18 protein-coding genes are annotated in these 24094 nt (G+C 54.8%); 7 read left to right on the forward strand and 11 right to left on the reverse strand.

Going from position 1 to position 24094, the window contains the following annotated elements:
• Window positions 1–26: 26 nt before the first annotated feature.
• The 4 genes from I6L53_RS21550 to I6L53_RS21565 form a co-directional block, all read right to left on the reverse strand.
• Window positions 27–1151, reverse strand: coding sequence for an ABC transporter permease (locus I6L53_RS21550; RefSeq protein ID WP_042323099.1), 1125 nt, complete (start codon window positions 1149–1151; stop codon window positions 27–29).
• A complete protein-coding gene (gene rbbA / locus I6L53_RS21555) occupies window positions 1151–3889 on the reverse strand; it encodes a ribosome-associated ATPase/putative transporter RbbA (protein WP_042323101.1) in 2739 nt (912 codons plus the stop codon). The genes I6L53_RS21550 and rbbA overlap by 1 nt, the downstream gene beginning before the upstream one ends.
• Window positions 3886–4953, reverse strand: a complete 1068-nt coding sequence (locus I6L53_RS21560; protein WP_042323103.1) for an HlyD family secretion protein — start codon at window positions 4951–4953, stop codon at window positions 3886–3888. Before I6L53_RS21560 ends, rbbA begins: the two co-directional genes overlap by 4 nt.
• A gap of 321 nt (window positions 4954–5274) precedes the next feature.
• A complete protein-coding gene (locus I6L53_RS21565; RefSeq protein ID WP_042323106.1) occupies window positions 5275–6468 on the reverse strand; it encodes a BaiN/RdsA family NAD(P)/FAD-dependent oxidoreductase in 1194 nt (397 codons plus the stop codon).
• Window positions 6469–6698: 230 nt separating this feature from the next.
• On the opposite strand from I6L53_RS21565, the gene pitA reads away from it, so the two are divergent.
• The gene (gene pitA, locus I6L53_RS21570; protein WP_042323108.1) at window positions 6699–8198 is read left to right on the forward strand and encodes an inorganic phosphate transporter PitA; all 1500 of its coding nucleotides are present in this window, start codon (window positions 6699–6701) and stop codon (window positions 8196–8198) included.
• Window positions 8199–8267: 69 nt separating this feature from the next.
• Here the strand turns inward: pitA and uspB are convergent, their stop codons facing one another.
• Window positions 8268–8603, reverse strand: coding sequence for a universal stress protein UspB (gene uspB, locus I6L53_RS21575; RefSeq protein ID WP_042323109.1), 336 nt, complete (start codon window positions 8601–8603; stop codon window positions 8268–8270).
• Between the two features lie 398 nt (window positions 8604–9001).
• Between uspB and uspA the strand changes: the two genes are divergently transcribed.
• Window positions 9002–9436, forward strand: coding sequence for a universal stress protein UspA (gene uspA / locus I6L53_RS21580; RefSeq protein WP_000323571.1), 435 nt, complete (start codon window positions 9002–9004; stop codon window positions 9434–9436).
• A gap of 264 nt (window positions 9437–9700) precedes the next feature.
• Window positions 9701–11173, forward strand: a complete 1473-nt coding sequence (gene dtpB, locus I6L53_RS21585; protein ID WP_042323111.1) for a dipeptide/tripeptide permease DtpB — start codon at window positions 9701–9703, stop codon at window positions 11171–11173.
• A gap of 83 nt (window positions 11174–11256) precedes the next feature.
• Here the strand turns inward: dtpB and rsmJ are convergent, their stop codons facing one another.
• Together rsmJ and prlC are read right to left on the reverse strand one after the other, a co-directional pair.
• Complete coding sequence (gene rsmJ, locus I6L53_RS21590; RefSeq protein ID WP_042323113.1) at window positions 11257–12015, reverse strand: 16S rRNA (guanine(1516)-N(2))-methyltransferase RsmJ; 759 nt, start codon at window positions 12013–12015, stop codon at window positions 11257–11259.
• 7 nt (window positions 12016–12022) lie between these two features.
• Entirely contained in the window at window positions 12023–14065 is a 2043-nt protein-coding gene (gene prlC, locus I6L53_RS21595; protein ID WP_042323114.1) for an oligopeptidase A, read from the reverse strand.
• Window positions 14066–14280: 215 nt separating this feature from the next.
• Between prlC and I6L53_RS21600 the strand changes: the two genes are divergently transcribed.
• Window positions 14281–15123 (forward strand): 23S rRNA (adenine(2030)-N(6))-methyltransferase RlmJ, encoded by an 843-nt coding sequence (locus I6L53_RS21600; RefSeq protein ID WP_042323116.1) that lies wholly within the window; start codon window positions 14281–14283, stop codon window positions 15121–15123.
• Between the two features lie 71 nt (window positions 15124–15194).
• Window positions 15195–16547 carry a glutathione-disulfide reductase gene (gorA, locus tag I6L53_RS21605; RefSeq protein ID WP_042323118.1) on the forward strand — a complete coding sequence of 451 codons (1353 nt, stop codon included), beginning with the start codon at window positions 15195–15197 and terminating at the stop codon, window positions 16545–16547.
• A gap of 48 nt (window positions 16548–16595) precedes the next feature.
• On the opposite strand, the gene I6L53_RS21610 is transcribed toward gorA, so the two are convergent.
• Complete coding sequence (locus I6L53_RS21610) at window positions 16596–17990, reverse strand: cytochrome-c peroxidase (protein ID WP_042323119.1); 1395 nt, start codon at window positions 17988–17990, stop codon at window positions 16596–16598.
• A gap of 414 nt (window positions 17991–18404) precedes the next feature.
• On the opposite strand from I6L53_RS21610, the gene I6L53_RS21615 reads away from it, so the two are divergent.
• Entirely contained in the window at window positions 18405–20054 is a 1650-nt protein-coding gene (locus I6L53_RS21615; protein ID WP_042323120.1) for an alpha,alpha-trehalase, read from the forward strand.
• Window positions 20055–20057: 3 nt separating this feature from the next.
• Here I6L53_RS21615 and I6L53_RS21620 read toward each other — a convergent pair whose 3' ends face one another.
• Window positions 20058–21638 carry an STY4199 family HEPN domain-containing protein gene (locus I6L53_RS21620; protein ID WP_042323121.1) on the reverse strand — a complete coding sequence of 527 codons (1581 nt, stop codon included), beginning with the start codon at window positions 21636–21638 and terminating at the stop codon, window positions 20058–20060.
• A gap of 151 nt (window positions 21639–21789) precedes the next feature.
• Between I6L53_RS21620 and I6L53_RS21625 the strand changes: the two genes are divergently transcribed.
• A complete protein-coding gene (locus I6L53_RS21625) occupies window positions 21790–22344 on the forward strand; it encodes a GNAT family N-acetyltransferase (RefSeq protein WP_042323122.1) in 555 nt (184 codons plus the stop codon).
• A 10-nt stretch (window positions 22345–22354) separates the two neighbouring features.
• Here the strand turns inward: I6L53_RS21625 and I6L53_RS21630 are convergent, their stop codons facing one another.
• Together I6L53_RS21630 and I6L53_RS21635 are read right to left on the reverse strand one after the other, a co-directional pair.
• The gene (locus I6L53_RS21630) at window positions 22355–22954 is read right to left on the reverse strand and encodes a helix-turn-helix transcriptional regulator (RefSeq protein ID WP_042323124.1); all 600 of its coding nucleotides are present in this window, start codon (window positions 22952–22954) and stop codon (window positions 22355–22357) included.
• Window positions 22955–23313: 359 nt separating this feature from the next.
• On the reverse strand, window positions 23314–24072 hold the full coding sequence (locus I6L53_RS21635) for an SDR family NAD(P)-dependent oxidoreductase (RefSeq protein WP_042323126.1): 759 nt from the start codon (window positions 24070–24072) through the stop codon (window positions 23314–23316).
• Window positions 24073–24094: the final 22 nt, after the last annotated feature.

Below are 24094 nucleotides of genomic sequence, written 5' to 3' on the forward strand. Positions count from 1 at the left end.
AGTCAAGGTTCCCTCCCAAATAATGATTACGCCATCGTGCCAATCGTCTTTCGAAAGCGCAGTAGCGCAATCAGGAAGAATGCACCGCCAATAGCGAGTAGCGTCAGAAACTGCGGCCAGACAATGCTGAACCCGGCGCCACGATAGAGTATCGCCTGGGCGAGACTGACAAAGTGTGTGGTTGGCATGGTCAGCATGATGTCCTGCACCGCCTGGGGCATACTTTCGCGCGGCGTGGAGCCGCCGGAAAGCATTTGCAGAGGCAAAAGCACCAGAATCATCAACAGCCCCAGTTGTGGCATGGAGCGCGCCAGCGTGCCCATGAAAATACCGATCGAGGTGGTCGCGAACAGACTCAGTGCCACACCCAACATAAACAACGGGATGGACCCTTCAATCGGCACGCCGAGCACCCCTTTCACCATTAGCATTAGCGACAGCCCTGAGACCACCAGCACCACCACCCCCATCGACCAGACCTTCGCCATCATGATCTCAAACGGCGTTACCGGCATAACCAGCAGGTGTTCCACCGTACCGTGCTCGCGCTCACGGATCAGCGCCGAACCGGTCAGCACAATCGCCAGCATAGTGATGTTATTGATGATCGCCATCACCCCGCCAAACCATGCTGGATCGAGGTTCGGGTTAAAGCGCATGCGGGTCTCCAGCGAAACCAGCGGCTCGCTATTATCCCGATAGCGCGCGACAAAACTGTTCACTTCACCACTGATGATATTCTGGATATAGCTGTTGCCGGTGAACGCCTGGCTCATGCGCGTGGCGTCAACGTTAACCTGAATATCTGGCTGCCTCCCGGCCAGCACATCCCGCTGAAAATTGGGCGGGATGTTGACCGCAAAGGTATAGCGACCTGCGTCCAGCCCGGCGTCCATCTCATCGGCGGTGATCATCTCCGGCGGTAAAAACCACGGGCGGTAGAAGCTGTTGACGATACGATTCGAAAGCTGCGACTGATCCATATCGGCAATGGCAATTGGCGCAAGATGCAGCGATCCCGGCAGCACGGTCGCGGAGGAATACACGGAGACGGTAAATGCAAACACGATCAGCGTCAGCATCGCCTTATCGCCCAACAGGCTACGCAACTCCTTGATGCCTAAATTATAAATATTGCGTAATCGGCGCATCACCCCTCCTGTTTTTTCAGCAACAGCACGCTCAGCCCCATCACCACCGGAATGGCGATCAGCAGCGGCACAAATAGCGGCCAGAGATCGGTGAGATCCAGTGCTTTCGAGAATGTCCCGCGAGCGATCGTCAGAAAATGGCTGGTTGGGTAGATCTCGCCGATCCACCGCCCCGGCCCTTCCAGCGACGCCACCGGATCGATCATCCCGGAGAACTGCGTCGCCGGGATCAGGGTAATGATGGAGGTGCCAAAAATCGCCGCAATCTGACTCTTCATAAACGTAGAGATCAGCAGCCCCATCCCGGTGGCGATGATGACATACAACAACGCCGCCAGACTGAGCGTGAGGAAACTGCCTTTGTGCGGCACGCCAAAAACAAACACTGACAGGGCGCATAGCAGCAGGAAGTTGAGCATCCCCAGCGCGATATACGGCAATTGTTTACCGAGCAGAAACTCACTGCGGGTGGTGGGCGTTACGTACAGGTTAATGATCGACCCCAGCTCTTTTTCCCGCACCACGCTCAACGCGCTCAGCATCGATGGGATCATCATCAACAGCAGCGGGATGACCGCCGGAACAATCGCTGGCAGGCTCTTCACATCCGGGTTATAGCGATAGCGGGTTTCAATGGTCATGAGCCCGCTCTGCCCCACTGGCGTCGGCTGGCGGCTCGCCACATCCTGTAACCAACTCTGGTGCATCGCCTGCACATAGCCCTTCACCGTCTCGGCGCGGCTGGGCATGGCGCCATCCACCCAGACGCCAATCTCCACCGGCGTCCCGCGCGCAATATCGCGGCCAAAGTTTGGCGGGATTTCGATGGCTACCGCCACCTCGCCGGAACGCATCCGCCGGTCGAGATCGTCATAGCTGGTCAACGGCGGTTGTTCAATGAAGTAACGTGAGCCCGCCAGATTTAATGACCATGCCTGGCTGCTGACGGTTTGATCGCGATCGAGTACGGCAAAGCGCAGGTTTTCGACATCCATGCTAATGCCGTAGCCCATAATCAGCATCAGAATCACCGTCCCCAGCAGTGCCAGCGTCGAGCGCACCGGATCGCGACGCAGTTCCAGCGCTTCGCGACGGCTGTAGCTGAACAGTCTGCGCAGACTGAATCCCTGACGCGGCGGCATCACCTCTTTATGTTTTGTTTCCACTGGCAGCGACGCCTCGGGCGCTGGGCCCGCGGCCTCCTGTAGCCAGGAGATAAATGCCTCTTCCAGACTGGCGGCCCCGCGTCGTTCCACCAGCTCCTGCGGCGTACCGCTGGCAAGCACTTTTCCGGCATGCATCAACGACATACGATCGCAGCGCTCGGCTTCGTTCATAAAGTGGGTGGAGATAAAAATGGTCACTTTGTCCCGGCGAGACAGATCGACCATCAGTTGCCAGAACATATCTCTGGCCACCGGGTCGACGCCGGAGGTTGGTTCGTCGAGGATCAGCATTTCCGGGCGATGGATCACCGCCACCGCCAGAGACAGTCGCTGGCGAATGCCGAGCGGGAGCGACTCGGGCAACGTATCCTCCACTTCCGCCAGCATAAACCGTTCGCTCATCTCCTGAACGCGCAGAGGAATCTCCGCTTCCGGGATATGAAACAGTCGCGCGTGGAGTTCCAGATTTTGTCGAACCGTCAGTTCGCTGTACAGCGAAAATGCCTGCGACATGTAGCCCACCCGACGACGGGTATCGATATCTTTCGGGTCGACCGGTTGACCAAACAGCCAGGCCTCGCCTTCACTGGCAGGCAACAGCCCGGTCAGCATCTTCATGGTGGTCGATTTACCGCAGCCGTTGGAACCGAGGAATCCAAAAATCTCCCCACGCGGTATGCGAAAGTTGACGTGATCAACCGCGACGAAATTGCCGAAGCGCATGGTCAGGTCTTTCGCCTCAATGGCGATCTCTTCCTGTTCCGCGTGATACGGCGGAATTACCACCGGCTGATACGCCTGGCGCTGCGCCTCTGGTAACAGACCGATAAACGCCTGCTCCAGCGTCTCGCTGGCGGTTTTATCGCGCAGTTCCTGTGCGCTGCCGGTCGCCAGTATCTCGCCAGCGTTCATCGCCACCAGCCAGTCGAAGCGCTCGGCCTCTTCCATATACGCCGTCGCCACCAGCACGCTCATGTTCGTCTGCCGCAAACGGATGCTGTCGATCAGATCCCAGAACTGGGCTCGAGACAGGGGATCGACGCCGGTGGTTGGCTCATCCAGAATCAATAATTCCGGGTCATGGATTAGCGCACAGCACAGCCCCAGTTTCTGTTTCATGCCGCCCGAGAGTTTCCCCGCCGGACGATCGCGAAACGGGGCCAGGCCGGTGCTGTTCAGAAGCTCCGTAATCCGCGCTTCACGCTCGGCTTTATCATGCCCAAACAGACGAGCAAAAAAATCGACGTTTTCATATACCGACAGCGTGTGGTAAAGGTTTTTCCCCAGCCCCTGCGGCATCCAGGCAATACGCGGACAGACGTCGCGACGATGCTTCGGGTCGCGCATATCGCCACCCAGTACCATGACGTTACCTTGCTCAATCACCCGCGCGCCGGAAATGAGCGACAGCAGGCTTGATTTCCCCACGCCGTCAGGGCCGATCAAGCCCACCATACAGCGTGCGGGGATATCCAGCGTGATGTTATTCAGCGCCACCGTGCTCCCGTAATGCTGACTCACGCCGTCAAGGTGCGCCACGGGAGGAACGGGAACCGGCGCCAGAGGGGTCATTGCGGCAACCTCACCGCCAGCGAATCAGGCCAGGGGAGCTGTTCGTTCAGCCGTACCCATGCCATACCTGGCAACCCGGTTTTGACATATTCCAGATGCTGCTGGAGTAATTCCGGTGGGATACGCGCCTTGACGCGAAACATCAGCTTCAGACGCTCATCGCTGGTTTCAACGGTTTTCGGCGTGAACTGTGCGACGCTGGCGACAAAACTGATGGTGGCAGGAATACGCAGATCCGGCGCGGCATCGAGCACCAGACGCGCCTCGCCGCCAATCTTCAGCAGACCTGCCTGTTCGGTGGGCAGGAAGAACGTCATGTAGACATCGCTGAGATCGACCATATTCAGCACCCGACCACCCGCTGCCAGCACTTCGCCGGGTTCCGCCACGCGGTACTGAACCCGGCCATCACGCGGGGCTTTAAGCTCGCTGTCTTCAATATCCGCGACAATTCGTCGTTCGGTCGCCTGCGCCGCGTCGACACGGGTTTGAGCCTGAATAATGCTGGTGCGCGCAGCTTCAATTGCCGCTTTCGTCGCACTGACCTGCGCCTTTGCCGACTCCAGTGCCGCGCGTGCGCTTTCAGCGGCGGCACGATCGTCATCCAATTGTTGCGCCGATACCGCGCCACGCTGGGAGAGCGAGCGGGAGCGGACGTGGCGTTTGGAGACGGAATCCAGCTCGGCTTCACGCTGTTTCACCACCGACTGGGCGGCGCGGGTTTCGCTCTGGCGCTGTTCGAGCAGCGCCCTGGCCGCCGCCACGGCGCTTTCGGCCTCTTTGATTTGCGCGATGGCTTCGAGTCGTTGCTCCTGCAATACACGGGTATCCATCTTCGCCAGCACCTCACCCTGACGAACAAACTGACCCTCTTTCACCAGAATAGAATCAATACGTCCGGCGATTTTGGTCGCGATATCCACTTCCGTCGCTTCGATTCGGCCATTGCTGGCAGCAAAACCTTCCGGTACGCCTGCAGGCCGTAGAACCCACCACACGCCGGCAGCCACCACCACCAGTGCCGCCAAAACCCACCACGTCAGATGACGCTTAATGTTGTCCATAATCGACCCGCCATAATCCCTGTTATCAAACAATGCGTGTCACAAAACCCCACTGAACGGGCGTTCAGCGGTATCTTCCGTCCGGGATAAGAAGGAAAAAGTGAGGGTGGCCAGACGGCGTACAGGCGTCATCACTACGCTCGCCGTGAAGGAAAGTGAATGACAGAGCGGTGCGAAAATCGGGTAGTAATGTTGTCATCATCAGCGTTCCTGGCCGTAAATGAAACACGCATACTCATAGCTAGTATCAATGAAATACTAGCATCATTATGGATGATGTCTATTCGCTTATGGTTTGTAATGATGTAGGGAATGAATAATTCACACCGCAGCCAAATCCTGCGCGCATGCCCAGGCGCTGGACCACGCCCACTGGAAGTTGTACCCCCCCAGCCAGCCGGTAACGTCCATCACTTCGCCGATAAAGTACAGCCCCGGTACCTTGCGTGCTTCCATGGTTCGAGACGACAGTTCGTGGGTATCTACCCCGCCGAGCGTCACTTCCGCCGTGCGATACCCTTCGGTACCGTTCGGCTGTACCCGCCAGTCGGTCAACGTGTCAATCAGCGTCTGCTGCTCACGAACGTTGAGCTGCTTGAGTGAGACATCAGGGATCTGCCCGAGCTGTTGCAGACACTCCACCAGACGCTTCGGCAACAGCATCGCCAGCGTGTTCTTCAGGCTTTGATTCGGATGCGCGCAACGCTGTTCGTCAAGAACATCATTCAGACTGACATCCGGCAGTAAATTGATGCTGACAAATTCACCTGGCTGCCAGAAGCTGGAAATCTGTAAAACCGCCGGGCCTGAAAGGCCGCGATGGGTAAAGAGCAGGTTTTCACGAAAGACAGTACCGTCCTGTGCGGTGATGACCGACGGAACAGAAACGCCAGAGAGCACCTGAAGCTGCTCCAGCAGCGGTTTGTGCAGGGTAAATGGCACCAGCCCGGCGCGGGTGGGCAGCACGTTCAGGCCAAACTGCTCGGCAATTTTATAGCCAAACGGCGTCGCCCCCAGACCTGGCATCGACAGCCCGCCGGAGGCAATCACCAGCTTTTTCGCGCCGACGGTGGCCCCGTTCAGTTCCAGCGTAAAACCGTCCTCATCCCGCGTAACGCTCAGAACCTCACTGCGTAAGCGCAGGGTCACATTGCCTTTTTCACATTCCGCCACCAGCATATCGACGATTTGCTGTGCGGAATCATCGCAAAAAAGCTGCCCGAGCGTTTTTTCATGCCAGGCAATACCGTACTTACCGACGAGATCGATGAAATCCCACTGGGTATAACGCGCCAGCGCCGACTTACAAAAATGCGGGTTCTGGCTCAAATAGGCCGCTGGCTCAACATAAAGGTTCGTAAAGTTGCAGCGGCCCCCACCAGACATGAGGATCTTGCGCCCAGGTTTCTTGCCATTATCAATAAGCAGCACCCGACTGCCGGCCTGTCCTGCCTGTGCTGCACAGAACATACCTGCCGCGCCAGCGCCTATAATAATGGCATCAAACCTTTCCACTTTACGTTCCTCTCTGAATTCAGGGCGTGAATTGTAAAGTTATCTCAGTGGTCGCACCAGCAAGAAAATCCTTAGGAATAAGTATTCGTATGAAATATATAAGATAATTCTTTATAGGCACCATTCTATTCAGACGTTAAATCAAAAAAAGTCTATATTTCACTTTGCCCGCGCCGCTAAAGTCACTGATAATGCGCCGCGTTCATGTCCTCAAGATGGCGTAACGTCCTATGCTACATTTGTTTGCTGGTCTGGATTTACATACCGGGCTTTTATTATTGCTTGCTCTGGCTTTTGTGCTGTTCTATGAAGCAATCAACGGCTTCCATGATACAGCCAATGCAGTTGCAACCGTGATCTACACCCGTGCGATGCGCTCGCAGCTTGCGGTGGTCATGGCTGCAGTGTTCAACTTCTTTGGTGTGCTGCTGGGCGGTCTCAGCGTAGCCTATGCCATCGTGCATATGTTACCGACCGATCTCCTGCTCAATATGGGATCGTCGCATGGACTCGCGATGGTGTTCTCCATGCTGCTCGCAGCCATCATCTGGAACCTGGGTACCTGGTACTTTGGTTTACCCGCATCCAGCTCTCACACGCTGATTGGCGCGATTATCGGTATCGGTTTAACCAATGCGCTGATGACCGGTACGTCAGTAGTGGATGCACTCAACATCCCGAAAGTCATGGGCATTTTTGCCTCGCTGATCGTCTCGCCTATTGTTGGTCTGGTGGTCGCAGGTGGTCTGATTTTCATTCTGCGTCGCTACTGGAGCGGAACCAAAAAACGCGCCCGTATTCACCTCACCCCTGCGGAACGTGAAAAGAAAGACGGTAAGAAAAAGCCGCCGTTCTGGACCCGTATCGCGCTGATCCTTTCGGCTATCGGCGTGGCTTTCTCGCATGGTGCGAACGACGGTCAGAAAGGCATTGGTCTGGTGATGCTGGTCCTGATTGGTGTGGCACCGGCAGGTTTCGTGGTGAACATGAATGCCTCGGGTTACGAAATCACCCGCACCCGTGATGCCATCAACAACGTCGAAATCTACTTCCAGCAGCATCCCGATCTGCTGAAGAAAGTGACGGGCGTCGATCAGCTGATTCCCTCTCCGGAACCAGCCGCCACGCAGCCGACAGAATTCCACTGCCATCCGGCAAACACCCTTAATGCGCTGGATCGCGCGAAGGCGATGTTGTCGAACAATGTGGAAAGCTATGACAAGCTGAGCGTTGAGCAGCGCGGTCAACTGCGTCGCATTATGCTGTGCATCTCCGACACGACCGATAAAGTGACGAAGCTGCCAGGCGTGAGCGTTGACGACCAGCGTCTGCTGAAGAAACTGAAAACCGATATGCTGAGCACCATTGAGTATGCGCCGATCTGGATCATTATGGCGGTCGCGCTGGCGCTGGGTATTGGTACCATGATCGGCTGGCGCCGTGTGGCAACCACCATCGGTGAAAAGATTGGTAAGAAAGGCATGACCTATGCTCAGGGGATGTCTGCGCAGATGACCGCGGCCGTCTCTATTGGTCTCGCCAGCTACACCGGGATGCCGGTATCCACTACCCATGTTCTCTCCTCCTCCGTGGCGGGGACGATGGTTGTCGACGGTGGGGGTCTGCAACGTAAAACGGTGACCAGCATTCTGATGGCCTGGGTATTCACATTACCCGCCGCGATTCTGCTGTCTGGTACGCTGTACTGGATCTCGCTGAAGCTTATCTAAGCGAAAAGCGAAAAGAGAAAAGAAGTTACAGAAGCAAGCGGGTCAGGAAACTGGCCCGCTTTTTTATGCTCAGTGCCAAATCATCAAGGCAATAAGACTGACTACCACGAGCCCACACAGCGCGCTGGTCAGAATGAACTGACGACGTACCCGCTCACAGCGGCGGATGAATTCATCATCATGGTGATCGCGGTAGCGCTGGGCGTAGATATACCACACCAGGCGTACCTGCTTATTGGGTTGGCCGTGCGAGGTGAAAAAGCCGCCCCCATCTACATATTGATAGAGCAAAGGATCGCAACCACGAAGTACCACGAGCAGCGCGCGTAAAGACGAGAAATAGCGCGCCATATTCACAATGCAAACAACACATAACGCCCAGAATAATGCAACGGTGCTTATCATACGACCTCCCCGGCGACCCGCCCACGGAGCTCCGCTCCGGGACTACCGCTCCCCGAAACTTGCCAGACAGTCAATGAAAAAGTACGACTAAAAACCGCTCATTTTGAGCTTATCATCTGAGCGGCTCTCTAAATAGTGTAGGAGATCAGTTAATTTTTTTGCCAGAAGGTTAATCACTATCAATGCAATTATCTAAAAAATTTGTTTAACTAATTGGTAAGCAAGGCGGATTGACGGATTATCCAGGCCGCTATACTGTAAGGATGATTTCGACAATTCATCGCGGCTGAGCTAGCCCCGCGTAGACAAATCGCACAGTTCGCAGGACGCGGGTGACGCGACGGCAAAAGAAACGCTAGCTGGCTGGTCATCGACAACTTTATGGAAGGAGTAATACTATGGCTTACAAACACATTCTCATCGCGGTTGATCTTTCTCCGGAAAGCAAAGTTCTGGTAGAAAAAGCGGTTTCTATGGCGCGTCCTTACAACGCAAAGGTTTCCCTGATCCACGTTGATGTAAACTACTCTGACCTTTATACCGGCCTGATTGACGTCAATCTGGGCGATATGCAAAAACGCATTTCTGAAGAAACCCACCACGCGCTGACCGAACTGTCCACTAATGCAGGCTATCCAATTACCGAAACCCTGAGCGGCAGCGGCGATCTGGGCCAGGTGCTGGTAGATGCGATCAAAAAATACGACATGGACCTGGTCGTTTGTGGTCATCACCAGGACTTCTGGAGCAAACTGATGTCCTCTGCTCGCCAGTTGATCAACACCGTTCACGTCGACATGCTGATTGTTCCACTGCGCGACGAAGAAGAGTAAAACGCGTCTAACCGGATTATCCGGTCCTGCCATAGCGCCCGCCTTTGCGGGCGTTTTTGTTTCTGTCATCCCCGAAAACGATCAGTACAACCTCCCACCGCATTAATCATAATTAGTGTGATCAACTGATTAGAATGAAATCAATCTGTATAATACTCTACGATACCTGGCAATAACCGCAGTCTATAACACAGTCAGACATTTTCGGCGCGTTTTGTATAACGCGTTCATACTTTTCGGGATGGCATTGAAAGGCGAAGCAATATGAATACATCTGCACCAACGGGTTTGCTGCAGCAACCCCGCCCGTTCTTCATGATCTTTTTTGTCGAGTTATGGGAACGATTTGGCTATTACGGCGTTCAGGGTATCCTGGCGGTTTTCTTTGTTAAGCAACTCGGTTTCTCACAGGAACAGGCGTTTATCACCTTCGGCGCCTTTGCCGCTCTGGTGTACGGTCTGATCTCCATTGGGGGCTACGTTGGCGATCATCTGCTCGGCACCAAACGTACGCTGGTGCTGGGTGCGATCGTGCTGGCGCTCGGCTACTTCATGACGGGAATGTCGTTACTCAAACCAGACCTTATTTTTATCGCGCTTGGGACGATTGCCGTCGGCAACGGCCTGTTTAAGGCAAACCCGGCAAGTCTGCTCTCCAAATGCTATCCGCCCAAAGATCCGCGTCTGGATGGTGCCTTCACCCTGTTCTACATGTCGATAAACATCGGTTCGCTACTGTCGTTGTCGCTGGCGCCGGTGATCGCGGATAAGTTTGGCTATGCCGTCACCTACAACCTGTGCGGGGCGGGGTTGATTGTCGCGCTGCTGGTCTATTTCGCCTGCCGCGGTATGGTGAAAGATATCGGTTCCGAGCCAGACCATCTGCCGATGAGCTTGCGCAATCTGTTGTATGTCCTGATTGGCACCGTGGCGATGGTTTTCCTCTGCGCCTGGCTGATGCACAACGTGCAAATCGCCAACCTGGTGCTGATTGTGTTGTCGCTTGTGGTGACGATTATCTTCTTCCGTCAGGCCTTCAAACTGGATAAAACCGGACGCAACAAGATGTTTGTAGCGTTTATCCTGATGCTTGAAGCGGTGCTGTTTTACATTCTGTACGCGCAGATGCCCACTTCGCTGAACTTCTTTGCCATCAATAACGTTCACCACGAGATCCTCGGTTTCACTATTAACCCGGTGAGTTTCCAGGCGCTTAACCCGTTCTGGGTGGTGGTTGCAAGCCCTGTGCTGGCGGCAATCTACACGCGTCTTGGCAACAAAGGCAAAGATCTGACGATGCCGATGAAGTTTACCCTCGGGATGTTCCTGTGCTCGCTGGGCTTTCTGACCGCCGCCGCGGCAGGGATGTGGTTTGTCGATGTGCAAGGGCTGACGTCGCCGTGGTTTATCGTGCTGGTCTATCTGTTCCAGAGTCTGGGCGAGTTGCTGATTAGCGCACTGGGACTGGCAATGGTGGCGGCGCTGGTTCCGCAGCACCTGATGGGCTTTATCCTCGGGATGTGGTTCCTGACGCAGGCCGCCGCATTTCTGCTGGGGGGCTATGTCGCAACCTTTACCGCCGTACCGGAGAACATCACCGACCCGCTGCAAACATTGCCGATCTACACAGGCGTGTTCAGTAAAATCGGATTAGTGACGCTGGCCGTCACGGTTGTGATGGCGTTGATGGTGCCGTGGCTGAACCGGATGATTAATACGCCGGACGGTGCAAAATAGCGGAAGGATTATGCCGGATGACGGCTCACGTCTTATCCGGCCTACAGGCAGCCCGATAAGCGAAGCCGCCATCAGGCGGGCTGTTAATCCGCCAAAGGCGTGCCGGCATAAATATCAAACCGGTGCCCTTTGGTCACGACCGCATTTGGCGTGGCGACATCCGCCAGCGGCGGCGCGTAGTCTGGTCGTTTCACCACCACGCGTTTGGTTGCCAGTTGTCGCGCAGGTTCGAGCAGGCCATCCGCATCCAGATCCGGCCCCACCAGCGACTGAAATACCCGCATCTCTTTCTTCACCAACGCGCTTTTCTGCTTATGGGGAAACATCGGATCGAGATAGACCACCTGCGGACGCGGCGTGATATCGGTCAGGGCCGTCAGGCTGGAAGCGTGAATCAACTGCAAACGCGCCTGCAACCACGGTCCAATTTCCGCATCGGCATAGCCGCGCGCCAGTCCGTCGTCGAGCAACGCCGCTACCACCGGATTACGCTCCAGCATTCGCACATGACAACCAACGGAGGCCAGGACAAAAGCGTCGCGCCCTAAACCTGCGGTGGCATCAACGACATCAGGCAGATAGTCGCCCTTAATCCCCACCGCTTTTGCCACCGCTTCACCGCGACCGCCGCCGAACTTACGCCGATGGGCCATCGCTCCACCGACGAAATCGACGAAAATGCCGCCGAGTTTCGGCTCATCGCGCTTACGCAACTCCAGATGCTCCGCCGTCAGCACCAGTGCCATCAGGTTGTCATCGTCCTGTTCAAGCCCCCAGCGGGCGGCAAGAACAGATAAGGCGCCGTCTCCGGCGCCCGTTTCATCAATTAAACAGATTTTCACTGACGAATTAGCCTTTGATCCCGTAATGCTCCAGCATCGCATCCAGCTGCGGTTCACGGCCACGGAAGCGCTTAAACAGTTCCATGGGCTCTTCAGAACCCCCACGCGTCAGAATGTTGTCGAGGAACGACTGACCGGTATCCCGGTTGAAAATACCCTCTTCTTCAAAACGCGAGAACGCATCCGCGGCCAGCACATCCGCCCACAGGTAACTGTAATACCCTGCCGCGTAGCCACCGGCGAAAATATGGCTGAAGGCATGCGGGAAGCGCCCCCATGACGGCCCCGGCACCACAGCGACCTGTTTTTTAATCTCCGCCAGCGTTTCAAGGATTTTCGCTCCTTGCTGCGGGTCAAATTCCGCATGCAGACGGAAATCAAACAATCCGAATTCCAACTGACGCAGGATAAACAGCGCCGCCTGGTAGTTCTTCGCCGCCAGCATTTTATCCAGCAGTTCTTTCGGCAACGGTTCGCCGGTTTCGTAATGACCGGAGATAAACGCCAGCGCGTCCGGTTCCCAGCACCAGTTTTCCATAAACTGGCTCGGCAGTTCGACCGCATCCCACGGCACGCCGTTGATCCCGGAAACACCCGCGGTTTCGATACGGGTCAGCATATGATGCAGGCCGTGACCAAATTCGTGGAACAGCGTGATCACTTCGTCATGGGTGAACAGCGCCGGTTTGCCGTTGACCGGGCGGTTAAAGTTACAGGTCAGGTAGGCGACGGGTTTTTGCAGTGAACCGTCCGCTTTGCGCATCTGACCGACGCAGTCGTCCATCCACGCCCCGCCGCGCTTGTGCTCACGCGCATACAGATCGAGATAGAAGCTGCCACGCAGTTCGTTGTTTTCGTCATACAGTTCGAAGAAACGCACGTCCGGATGCCAGACCTCCACGTCATTACGCTCTTTGGCGGTAATGCCGTAAATGCGTTTCACCACTTCAAACAGGCCGTTAACGGCTTTGTTTTCCGGGAAGTACGGACGCAATTGTTCGTCGCTGATGCTGTAGAGATGCTGTTTCTGTTTTTCGCTGTAGTAAGCGATGTCCCACGGGTTCAGCTCGTCAACGCCAAACTCTGCCTTCGCGAAAGCACGCAGTTGCGCCAGCTCTTTCTCACCCTGCGGACGCGCGCGTTTTGCCAGATCGGTTAAAAACTCCAGTACCTGCTGCGGATTTTCCGCCATTTTGGTGGCAAGCGATTTAAAGGCGTAGCTTTCAAAGCCCAGCAGTTGCGCCAGTTCGTGACGCAGGGCAAGGATTTCCGCCATCACCGGGCTGTTGTCCCATTTTCCGGCGTTAGGTCCCTGATCCGACGCGCGGGTCACATAGGCGCGGTACATCTCTTCACGAAGTTGCCCGTTGTCGCAGTAGGTCATCACCGGCAGATAGCTCGGGATATCCAGCGTCAGCAGGTAACCTTCCTGTTCTTTCGCTTCGGCCTGTGCTTTTGCCGCCGCCAGCGCGCTTTCCGGCATTCCGGCCAGTGCAGCTTCGTCAGCGATCAGCTTCGTCCAGCCCATAGTGGCGTCAAGCACGTTGTTGCTGTACAGGTTACCAAGCTCAGACAGGCGGGTGGCGATCTCTCCATAACGCTGCTGCTTTTCTTTCGGCAGACCAATTCCTGAGAGTTCAAAATCACGCAGCGCGTTATCAACGGCTTTTTTCTGCGCGGTATTTAGCGTGGCGTAATGGTCGCCATCACGCAGGTCGCGGTACGCCTTATACAGACCTTCATGCTGACCGACCCAGGTGCTGTACTCTGACAACAGCGGCAGGGTTTGTTCATAGGCTTCGCGCAGTTCCGGACTGTTTTTCACCGAATTCAGATGGCTGACCGGAGAAAAAATACGGCCCAGCACATCATCCACTTCCGCAAGCTTCTGGCACAAGTTTTCCCAGGTGTACGGCGCACCTTGCGCCACCACGCGTTCCACATTTTCGCGGCAGTCGTTCAGCGCCTTGGTTACCGCCGGGACCACATGTTCCGGCTGAATTTTGGAAAAGGGAGGGAGCTCGAAAGGCGTCAGTAGAGGATTGGTCATAAGCGCTGTCCTGTTTGAAGAAGGTGAATGTAGCGCGCATCCGGCGCTGTACAATATCCCTGTAGAATGGGGATAAGTGTAGAGGATTTCAATGCCAGGCGTTGCGCTTTCGCGGCAGCGGTGACTTTTCTGTATACTGTGGCGATATGTTTTTTATTCACCCGAAAGCGTGACGCCGATCGGGCCTACGTTTATAACCTGGAACACGTTTACCCATGCTCAGTTATCGCCACAGCTTCCACGCTGGCAACCACGCAGACGTCCTTAAACACACGGTTCAGAGCCTGATCATTGAGTCGCTCAAAGAGAAAGAGAAGCCGTTTCTCTATCTGGACACCCATGCAGGCGCGGGCCGTTATCAGCTGAGCAGCGAGCAGGCTGAACGCACCGGTGAATACCTGGAAGGTATCGCCCGCATCTGGCAGCAGGACGACCTGCCTGCTGAACTGGAGCCGTACATCGGTGTGGTTGAGCACTTCAACCGTAGCGGGCAACTACGTTACTACCCGGGTTCTCCGCTGATCGCCCGTCAGCTACTGCGCGCGCAGGACAGTCTGCACCTGACGGAGCTGCATCCGAGCGATTTCCCGCTGCTGCGGGGAGAATTCCAGAAAGATGAGCGTGCCCGCGTGGCCCGTGCCGACGGTTATCAGCAGTTGAAGGCGAAGCTGCCGCCGGTCTCCCGACGCGGTTTGATCCTCATTGACCCCCCTTACGAAATTAAATCGGACTACCAGGCCGTTGTCGCCGGAATCAACGAAGGCTATAAACGGTTTGCCACCGGGACATATGCTCTGTGGTATCCGGTCGTATTACGTCAGCAAATCAAGCGCATGGTGCACGATCTCGAAGCGACCGGCATCCGTAAAATCCTGCAAATTGAGCTGGCGGTACGCCCGGACAGCGACCAGCGCGGCATGACCGCCTCGGGCATGATTGTGATCAATCCGCCGTGGAAGCTGGAAGCGCAAATGAGCACCGTGCTGCCATGGCTACACAGCAAGCTGGTGCCAGCAGGGACCGGGCATACCTCGGTAAACTGGATCGTGCCAGAGTAATCGCAGTCATCGGTGAAACCTGCTGATTTCAGGTATACAATCGCGGCAATCAGAACGGAAGGATAAGACTCATGAGCAAGCATTATGACTACATCGCCATCGGCGGTGGCAGCGGCGGTATCGCCTCGATTAACCGTGCAGCGATGTACGGCCAGAAGTGTGCGCTGATTGAAGCCAAAGAGCTGGGCGGCACCTGCGTTAACGTCGGTTGCGTCCCGAAAAAAGTGATGTGGCATGCTGCACAGATCCGTGAAGCGATCCACCTGTACGGCCCGGACTACGGGTTTGACACCACGATCAATAAATTCAACTGGGATACGCTGATTGCCAGCCGTACCGCCTATATCGACCGCATTCACACCTCGTATGACAACGTGTTGGGTAAGAATAACGTTGACGTGATCAAAGGTTTTGCCCGCTTCATCGATGCCAAAACCATCGAGGTCAACGGTGAGACCCTGACCGCCGACCATATCCTGATCGCGACAGGGGGTCGTCCGAGCCACCCGAGTATTCCGGGCGTGGAATACGGTATCGACTCCGACGGTTTCTTTGCGCTGCCGGCCCTGCCGGAGCGCGTCGCCGTCGTCGGTGCTGGTTATATCGCCGTGGAGCTGGCGGGCGTGATTAACGGTCTGGGTGCCAAAACCCATCTGTTCGTGCGTAAACACGCGCCGCTGCGCAGCTTTGATCCGATGATCACCGAAACCCTGGTCGAAGTGATGAATGCCGAAGGACCGACGCTCCATACTCACGCGATCCCGAAAGCGGTGGTCAAAAACGCCGATGGTAGCCTGACGCTCGAACTGGAAGACGGTCGCAGCGAAACGGTAGATTGCCTGATTTGGGCGATTGGTCGCGAACCGGCCACCGATAACTTCAATCTGGCGGCAACGGGCGTAAAAACCAACGAGAAAGGATATATCGTCGTCGATAAATACCAGAACACCAGCGTGGACGGGATTTATGCCGTCGGGGATAACACCGGTGCCGTCGAGCTGACCCCGGTTGCCGTTGCGGCAGGCCGTCGTCTTTCCGAGCGTCTTTTTAACAACAAACCGGACGAGCATCTGGACTACAGCAACATCCCGACCGTGGTCTTCAGCCACCCGCCTATTGGCACCGTGGGTCTGACCGAACCGCAGGCGCGCGAGCAGTATGGCGACGACCAGGTGAAAGTGTATAAATCCTCGTTTACCGCGATGTATACCGCAGTAACCTCGCACCGCCAGCCGTGCCGCATGAAGTTAGTTTGCGTTGGCCCGGAAGAGAAGATCGTCGGCATCCACGGCATCGGCTTTGGAATGGACGAAATGTTGCAGGGCTTTGCGGTGGCGCTGAAAATGGGTGCGACCAAGAAAGACTTCGACAATACCGTCGCCATTCACCCGACGGCAGCGGAAGAGTTCGTGACCATGCGTTAAGCATTTAAAATGCCGGATAGGGCATCAGCACTATCCGGCACATCCTAATCACTTACCCTGCATGTACGGTGTATACACCCCGGTCTGACTCTCAAGGAAAGCAACGATATCATCGATATCTTCCTGCGGGATCTCTTTACCCACCTGATAACGCAGCATCAGCTTAACCGCCCCATCCAGCGTCGGGACATCGCCGCGATGGAAATACGGTGCGGTGAGCGCAACGTTACGCAGACTCGGGACTTTCTGGCGTAATTTATCGCGCATTTCATTGGTCACGTTCATTCGACCAATATCAGCTGCGGTGATCTCACCAAAATTAAAGTCTTTCTTCAGACCCAGCGGTTCAAACGAACGCCCGCCCAGAATCATCCCGCCATGGCAGGTGGCGCATTTATTGTCTTTAAACAATTGATAGCCATGCTTTTGCTTAGCCGTCAGTGCGTTTTCATCACCGCGCAGCCAGTTATCAAACGGAGAATCCGGCGTAATCAACGTTTTCTCAAACTCGGCAATCGCATCGGTAATCGTGTCACCGCTGAATCCCTGCGGGTAAACCGCGAGGAACTGCTGTTTCAGGATAGGATCCTTGTCGAGTTTACCGATGATTTCATCCCAGGATTTCGACGCCATTTCTATCGGGTTCAATGGCGGTCCCCCCGCCTGCGCCTGTAGCGTTGGCGCGCGGCCATCCCAGAACTGCTCCACGTTAAAGACCGAGTTGAAAACCGTTGGTGCGTTGATCGGCCCAATCGCACCGCCGACGCCAATCGATGTTTTCCGTCCATCCACGCCGCCCGCATTCAGGGCGTGGCAATGTGCACAAGAGATGGTGCTATCGCCGGACAAACGGGGATCGTGATACAGCGCAAAACCAAGCGCCACTTTTTGCGCATCGGTAGCTAAAGATTTCGGGATCGGCTGTACTGGCTCATTGCGATGCTGGCTCGCCGTGTCATTGCTGGCGTAATACTGCTCACGCTGTTTCGCAATCCAGCCAAGAATCGCTTCCCGTTCTTCATCACTCACCTTTCCTGCCCAGTGCAGTGCGGTGTAGCGGGTTGGCGGCATAGTTTCATACTGCATCACCCATTCAATCTTATTAAGATCGCTTTGCGAAACAGGTTCATCAGCCAGCAGTGCGGCGCGAACAGCTTCAAGATTGAAGGATTTATAACCCAGTTGAATATCGTAATTCATCAACTGTTTCGCGATGGGAAAGGAGGAATAAAACGGTAATTCTGCGGAAGGGGTATGACAATAATCGCATCCTTTCTCACGTAAAAATCCCAGAACCTGATTATTATCTTCTCGCGTTGAGGCCTGAACGGAAGCAGCCTGACTGCGTTGTTTTTCGTGATACCAGACGTAACCGGATAATCCTAAATAACAGATAACGATGCCTGCTATGGCAATCGCGGTAAGACGGGTAATGATTTTCATTATTTTACCCTCACGGTAGTGAGTTATTGTGACCCAGAAAATTGAGAAAAGCGGGCGTCCTTTATGGACTTTGCCATCATAGAAAATAAACAGGCGGCTAACTTGATAAGTATCAATCAATTACATGGGCGGCATCTATCGATGAGATAGCTTTTCCCTATTAAGAGTAAGGTTTAACTCATTCACAACTCGTTGCAATCGAATGTTCCGAAAATAAGCCTTTTCATAAATTACGCTGGAAATAATTATTTCGAATTATCAGTGCGCTATATTGTTATTACATTAAAGGCTGGCGGCTTAAATGTGATCTACCGCACGCTTTGCACCCCGCACACCGAAGCGAATGTCTACGCTTAAAAGATAGCCGGGCAACACCCGTATCTTTTACGACGCAATCCGGAGGCCTTTCTCATTATGATCAACCAGAAACTGCAACACGCCCCATCTGAGGAATTCACGATCGATGTCGATCTTGTCTACGAAACGGATCCGTGCGAGTTAAAGCTGGATGAGATGATCGAGGCAGAACCGGAACCTGAGATGATCGAGGGGTTACCCGCCTCTGACGCTCTGACGCCAGCCGACCGCTATCTCGAACTGTTTGAGCACGTTCAGTGTTCAAAAATTTTTGCCGACAGCAAAACCTTTCCTGACTGCGCGCCGAAAATGGATCCGCTCGATATTCTGATTCGCTACCGTAAAGTCCGCCGCCATCGGGATTTCGATCTGCGACGCTTTATCGAAAATCATTTCTGGTTGCCGGAAGCGTACGGCACCGAATATGTCTCCAACCCCGAACACTCCCTGAAAGAGCATATTGACCAGTTGTGGCCGGTGCTAACCCGGGAGCCGCAGGATCACATTCCGTGGTCATCGCTGCTGGCACTGCCGCAGTCCTATATCGTACCGGGTGGGCGATTCAGCGAGACCTACTACTGGGACTCCTATTTCACCATGCTGGGCCTGGCGGAAAGCGGTCGAGAAGACCTGCTGAAGTGTATGGCAGATAACTTCGCGTGGATGATTGAAAACTACGGCCACATTCCGAACGGCAATCGCACCTATTATCTCAGCCGCTCGCAGCCGCCGGTATTCGCGCTGATGGTCGAGTTGTTCGAGGAAGACGGCGTACGTGGCGCGCGGCGCTACCTCGACCATCTGAAAATGGAGTATGCCTTCTGGATGGACGGCGCAGAATCACTGGTGCTCAACCAGGCCTATCGTCACGTCGTCAGGATGCCAGACGGTTCTCTGCTCAACCGCTACTGGGATGACCGCGACACGCCGCGCGATGAGTCATGGCTGGAGGATGTGGAGACCGCCAAACACTCAGGACGGCCACCGAATGAGGTGTATCGCGATCTGCGTGCAGGCGCGGCGTCCGGCTGGGATTACTCCTCCCGCTGGCTGCGCGACGCCGGACGACTGGCAAGCATTCGCACCACGCAGTTTATCCCTATCGATCTCAATGCGTTCCTGTTCAAACTTGAGAGCACCATTGCCAATATCTCGGCGCTGAAAGGAGAACGCGACGTCGAGGCACAGTTTCGCCAGAAGGCGAGCAACCGGCGGGCTGCCGTCAACCGCTATTTATGGGATGAGGAAAATGGCTGCTATCGCGACTATGACTGGCGGCGTGAACAGATGGCGCTGTTTTCTGCCGCCAGCATCGTTCCGCTCTACGTCGGGATGGCGACGCATGAACAGGCCGATCGGCTGGGAGATACTATACGCAGCCGCCTGTTGACCCCCGGCGGTATTATGGCCTCCGAATACGAAACGGGTGAACAGTGGGATAAACCCAACGGCTGGGCACCGCTACAGTGGATGGCGATTCAGGGCTTTAAGATGTACGGTGATGATGCGCTGGGGGATGAAATCGCCCATAGCTGGCTGCAGACGGTGAATCATTTTTATCAACAGCATCATAAGCTCATTGAGAAATACCACATCGCCAGCAGCACCCCGCGCGAAGGGGGCGGCGGCGAATATCCGTTGCAGGATGGCTTTGGCTGGACCAACGGCGTCGCACGCCGCTTAATTGGGCTGTATGGCGAGCCATAACGGCTAACGGATCACTTCGTAAATATCGCGCTGAATTTTCTGCCATTTTTTGTTATCCGCGCTGGGATCGGCGCGGTAACGCCGTTCCGCCTGTTCTGCATCATGCTGCTGTCGTGATACCACCGCTGGCACGGTGCAAAAACGCCGCAGCCAGGCCTTGCGTTGACCGTTCAACGACGCGCCGTCAGACATGGCGTGGCCGAGCGTATTGATAAACCGGCGACAGGGTTTACTCTCATCCATCTGTGAGGGATAACGCAACAGCAGGTCGAGGACATCTGTGTTATCGCGGGAAAACGCCGTTTCGGTCCACGAGACCTGCCAGTTCATACCGCCCTGTAAGAAGAGCGCGGTGACCCGAGTGTCATTGCGATCAATCGCCGCACGCATGTTAAACACGTCCCAGGTGATGCCCATCTGCGTCACCATTTCGCGTGCGGAAGGCAATTCGCGCTTGGGTTCCGCCTGAGTGATCTTGATGTTCGGCGCGGGCGCGGGCGGCTGCGAACTCACTAACCACGCACCGCCGCCCAGGATGGCGATCACCATGAGCCCCACCGCCCCCCAGAGCACACCCGTGATCAGCTGCTCGCGTTCTTCTGCCGTACGCAGCGAACGCTTACGTGGCGGTTCAACAGATTCGCCGATCTCCTCTGCATCGCCTCCGGCCTGACGGTCCTTTTTCCGTGCCTCCTCCCAAAACTGCGCCAGTTGCCCCTCTTCCACGATCATCAACGCTGCCGGGTTAATGCGGGCGCGTCCCTGCTCATAGGCCCGCTGGACGGGACGGACGATATGCTGAAACTGACAGGAGAGTAACGTTAGCTGTGCCGATGAAAGTGGCTCCCCGGCCAGCACCGTGTTACGCGCCTGCCGACAGTCATCGAGAAACACCCGCAGGGTCAGACGCGGTTCGACAAACAGGGTCAGCACGGACGCATCGTTAAAGATTCCGGAATAGTGGCGGGTAAAACTCTTCTTATCGACAATCATCAGCGCCAGCTCGCTAAAACGCATGCCATTGAGCGGATCCTGGCGTTCACCCAGCTTAATCCAGCGTCTGAGCTTATCCGCGCCAAAATTGTCTTTAAGGTAATTATTGAGCTGTGTTTTATCCGGCCACATCTGTGAGATCAGTGCGGTCAGGGTCAGTTCGATCGCACGTAGCTGTCGCTCTGCGCGCATTTGCTGGCTGTGGTCTGCCTCTTCAATCTCTGTTTTAAAATTGAGTAACGGCTGATGATGGCGCAGTTGCTCCAGCGACCTGACCACGCGCAGAGCGGCAATCAGTTGGTTCTCACTGACCTCCTGCCCGCTGTCATATTGCGGTACGCACTGCTGAAGATGACGCAGTTGCAGCGTGAACTGACTCAGTTGCGCGTCGTTAAGGTGCAAACGCCGGGCGACCTGGCTCCAGCCGCCCAGATTAAGCCGGGCCTGATCCAGGTGTTCCAGAAACCAGCGCGGGTCTTTACCGTCAGAGGCATGCACACCCAATAGCAGCAGGATCTCCACTGAAGCCTGGCGGATAATGCCCAGACAGTGCTCAAAGGTCGTGCGTGTGGTCAAAACGCTAATCGTCATTCTCTTCCTTCGCTAAAAGCACCCCATACGGAGGTCATTAATTTTGTTTTAGTTCTTTGTTTTAATTATTAGTTTTTATAGATATAACAAGTTCAATAATTATTACAGTGACCGCTACGTGAACATTGAGAAATATCTCAGGAGAGAGCCCGTGCCCATACTGAAAACAGCCCGTCTGACCTGTCGCCCGATCGACTCTGCCGATTGGCCCTTTTTTCTCGCTCTCCAGCAAAACCCGGACGTGATGCGCCATGTCGCCGACGCGCGAAGTGAAAGCGAGATTCGGGAAGCGTTCGATTCACGCTTACCCGCGTGGCATCCGGGTGACGCACACTGGCTGTGTCTGATCCTGTGCGATAACGAAACCCACGCCCCTCTCGGGGTGACGGGCTACATTCATCGTGCAGAAGCGTGCGCTGAGGTTGGGTTTCTGTTGGCACCTGACGCGCAGGGAAAGGGATACGGAACAGAATCGTTACGGGCCGTCTGTGATTACGCATTTACCCGTGGTGGTCTGCGCCGTCTGACCGCCTGCGTCACCGAAGGTAATCAGGCTTCCAGGCATCTGCTGGAGAAAGTGGGATTTGTACTGGAAGGCACGCTCAGGGAGAGTTACTGGCTGCAACAGCGCTGGCATAATGACTGGCTGCTGGGGCTATTAAAACAGGACTATATTACGACCGCAGGATCTCCGGTCGTAATATAATTACAGGTTATTACGACTGAACCAACAGCATGGCCGCCTGGGTACGATTTTTCACATCCAGTCGGCGATAAAGTGATTCAAGATGCGCCTTCACCGTTCCGGTGCTGATATTTAGTGCGCGGCCAATTTCCTTATTTGACTCACCTGACGCCAGCATTGCTAAAATCTCTCGTTGACGAGTGCTTAGCGTATTAATATCGCGGCATTCCGTGGGCGGCGTCGTTAACCATTCGCCGGGTAGCAACATCATCCCCATCGCGACGCTGTTGATCGCCAGCGCAAATTTTTCCGGCTCAGAATCACGTGGAATAATGGCCAATACGTTATATTGCGCCAGTTCCTGCAACCCTTTTTTACCGCAGTCTGTCGCGATGATTAAGGTTTTGACGAGTGGGAACTGTTGCACCGTTTTTTGCAGAAGCCAACGGCAAAATTCGCCGTCAAGATCGCCATCCAGCATAAGCAGGGCTTCCGGGTTCTCTTCCAGTTTGTACCAGAGTTCATCGGCCTGACTGACACCCTGAATACTCACTCCTGGAATTCGCTGTTGTAAACTGATTTTCATTCCATGAATAAATATTGACTGCCTGTCAAACATGATGATTTGCATTACTCTCTCCACCGTTTCCGATAATAATATTAAGGAGGGGAAGGGTATTACCCAACGGGTAAAATAAACATTCGCCATTTGGCGGAGGGTCATTCTACAGATATCGGGATGGGAGGAAAGTAAAAATAATAAATTTTTACAGCTGAAACACAAGAATTACATCCGGGTATAAAAAGCCGGTGACAAAATAAGGAATTCCTTATATTTAACCGTCTCTTAAATTTATTGAATATTAAATTAAAGAGAGAATAACGAACGCGCATGAAAAAGGAAATTGTCACCTGCGCGGAATTATGTAACAGAATTAAAATTCGCATTTCATGTTCATTCAGCGAGCACAACGGCTCGCTGAATTCGGCTTACAGGAACATCCCTCCAGAGACTTCAATACGCTGTGCCGTCATCCAGGCCAGTTCGTCGCTGAGTAACGCGGCAATCGCATCGCCAATATCATCGGGAAGACCGGCGCGCCCCAGCGCCGTTTGCGAAGCCACATACGCATTCAGCTCTTTATTATCCCGCAGGCGTCCACCGCCAAAATCGGTCTCAATAGCACCGGGCGCGATGGCATTGACCGAGATCCCACGCGCGCCGAGTTCTTTCGCCTGGTAACGCGTCAGCACTTCCATCGCCCCTTTCATTGACGCGTAGGCGGCGTACCCCGGCAGAGCAAAACGCGCCAGCCCGGTTGAAACATTAAGAATACGCCCACCCTCGTTGATCAGCGGCAGCAGGTGCTGCGTCAGGAAAAACGGGCCTTTAAAGTGAATGCGCATCAGTTCGTCAAACATCTCTTCCGACGTGTCGGCAAAAGGCGCATATAAGCCGATCCCGGCATTGTTCACTAAATAATCGAACGTCTGCCGATTCCAGCGGGTTTGCAACTGTGTTTTCACTTCAGCGGCGAAAGCGACAAAGCCAGCAGTATCACCGACATTCAGTTGAATTGCTGCCGCTTTCCTGCCTTTTTGCTCAATTTCAGCGACAACATCCAGCGCTGCCTGCTGCTGGCTGTGATAGGTAAAGAGAATATCCGTTCCTTTGTCCGCCAGCTTAAGCGCGGCGTTTTTACCCAGTCCACGGCTCCCACCGGTCACCAATGCGATACGTTGCGTCATAAGAAACCTCATTTCAGCTGTT

It is taken from the genome of Citrobacter farmeri (assembly GCF_019048065.1).
In the GTDB taxonomy this organism is placed as follows: Bacteria; Pseudomonadota; Gammaproteobacteria; order Enterobacterales; family Enterobacteriaceae; genus Citrobacter_A; species Citrobacter_A farmeri.

Bases quoted from the DNA above. Each gene is read 5' to 3' on its own strand.
- I6L53_RS21550 (WP_042323099.1), bottom strand. From the start codon at position 1,151: ATGCGCCGATTACGCAATATTTATAATTTAGGCATCAAGGAGTTGCGT.
- rbbA (WP_042323101.1), bottom strand. From the start codon at position 3,889: ATGACCCCTCTGGCGCCGGTTCCCGTTCCTCCCGTGGCGCACCTTGAC.
- I6L53_RS21560 (WP_042323103.1), bottom strand. From the start codon at position 4,953: ATGGACAACATTAAGCGTCATCTGACGTGGTGGGTTTTGGCGGCACTG.
- pitA (WP_042323108.1), top strand. From the start codon at position 6,699: ATGCTACATTTGTTTGCTGGTCTGGATTTACATACCGGGCTTTTATTA.
- uspB (WP_042323109.1), bottom strand. From the start codon at position 8,603: ATGATAAGCACCGTTGCATTATTCTGGGCGTTATGTGTTGTTTGCATT.
- uspA (WP_000323571.1), top strand. From the start codon at position 9,002: ATGGCTTACAAACACATTCTCATCGCGGTTGATCTTTCTCCGGAAAGC.
- dtpB (WP_042323111.1), top strand. From the start codon at position 9,701: ATGAATACATCTGCACCAACGGGTTTGCTGCAGCAACCCCGCCCGTTC.
- prlC (WP_042323114.1), bottom strand. From the start codon at position 14,065: ATGACCAATCCTCTACTGACGCCTTTCGAGCTCCCTCCCTTTTCCAAA.
- I6L53_RS21600 (WP_042323116.1), top strand. From the start codon at position 14,281: ATGCTCAGTTATCGCCACAGCTTCCACGCTGGCAACCACGCAGACGTC.
- gorA (WP_042323118.1), top strand. From the start codon at position 15,195: ATGAGCAAGCATTATGACTACATCGCCATCGGCGGTGGCAGCGGCGGT.
- I6L53_RS21610 (WP_042323119.1), bottom strand. From the start codon at position 17,990: ATGAAAATCATTACCCGTCTTACCGCGATTGCCATAGCAGGCATCGTT.
- I6L53_RS21615 (WP_042323120.1), top strand. From the start codon at position 18,405: ATGATCAACCAGAAACTGCAACACGCCCCATCTGAGGAATTCACGATC.
- I6L53_RS21620 (WP_042323121.1), bottom strand. From the start codon at position 21,638: ATGACGATTAGCGTTTTGACCACACGCACGACCTTTGAGCACTGTCTG.
- I6L53_RS21630 (WP_042323124.1), bottom strand. From the start codon at position 22,954: ATGCAAATCATCATGTTTGACAGGCAGTCAATATTTATTCATGGAATG.
- I6L53_RS21635 (WP_042323126.1), bottom strand. From the start codon at position 24,072: ATGACGCAACGTATCGCATTGGTGACCGGTGGGAGCCGTGGACTGGGT.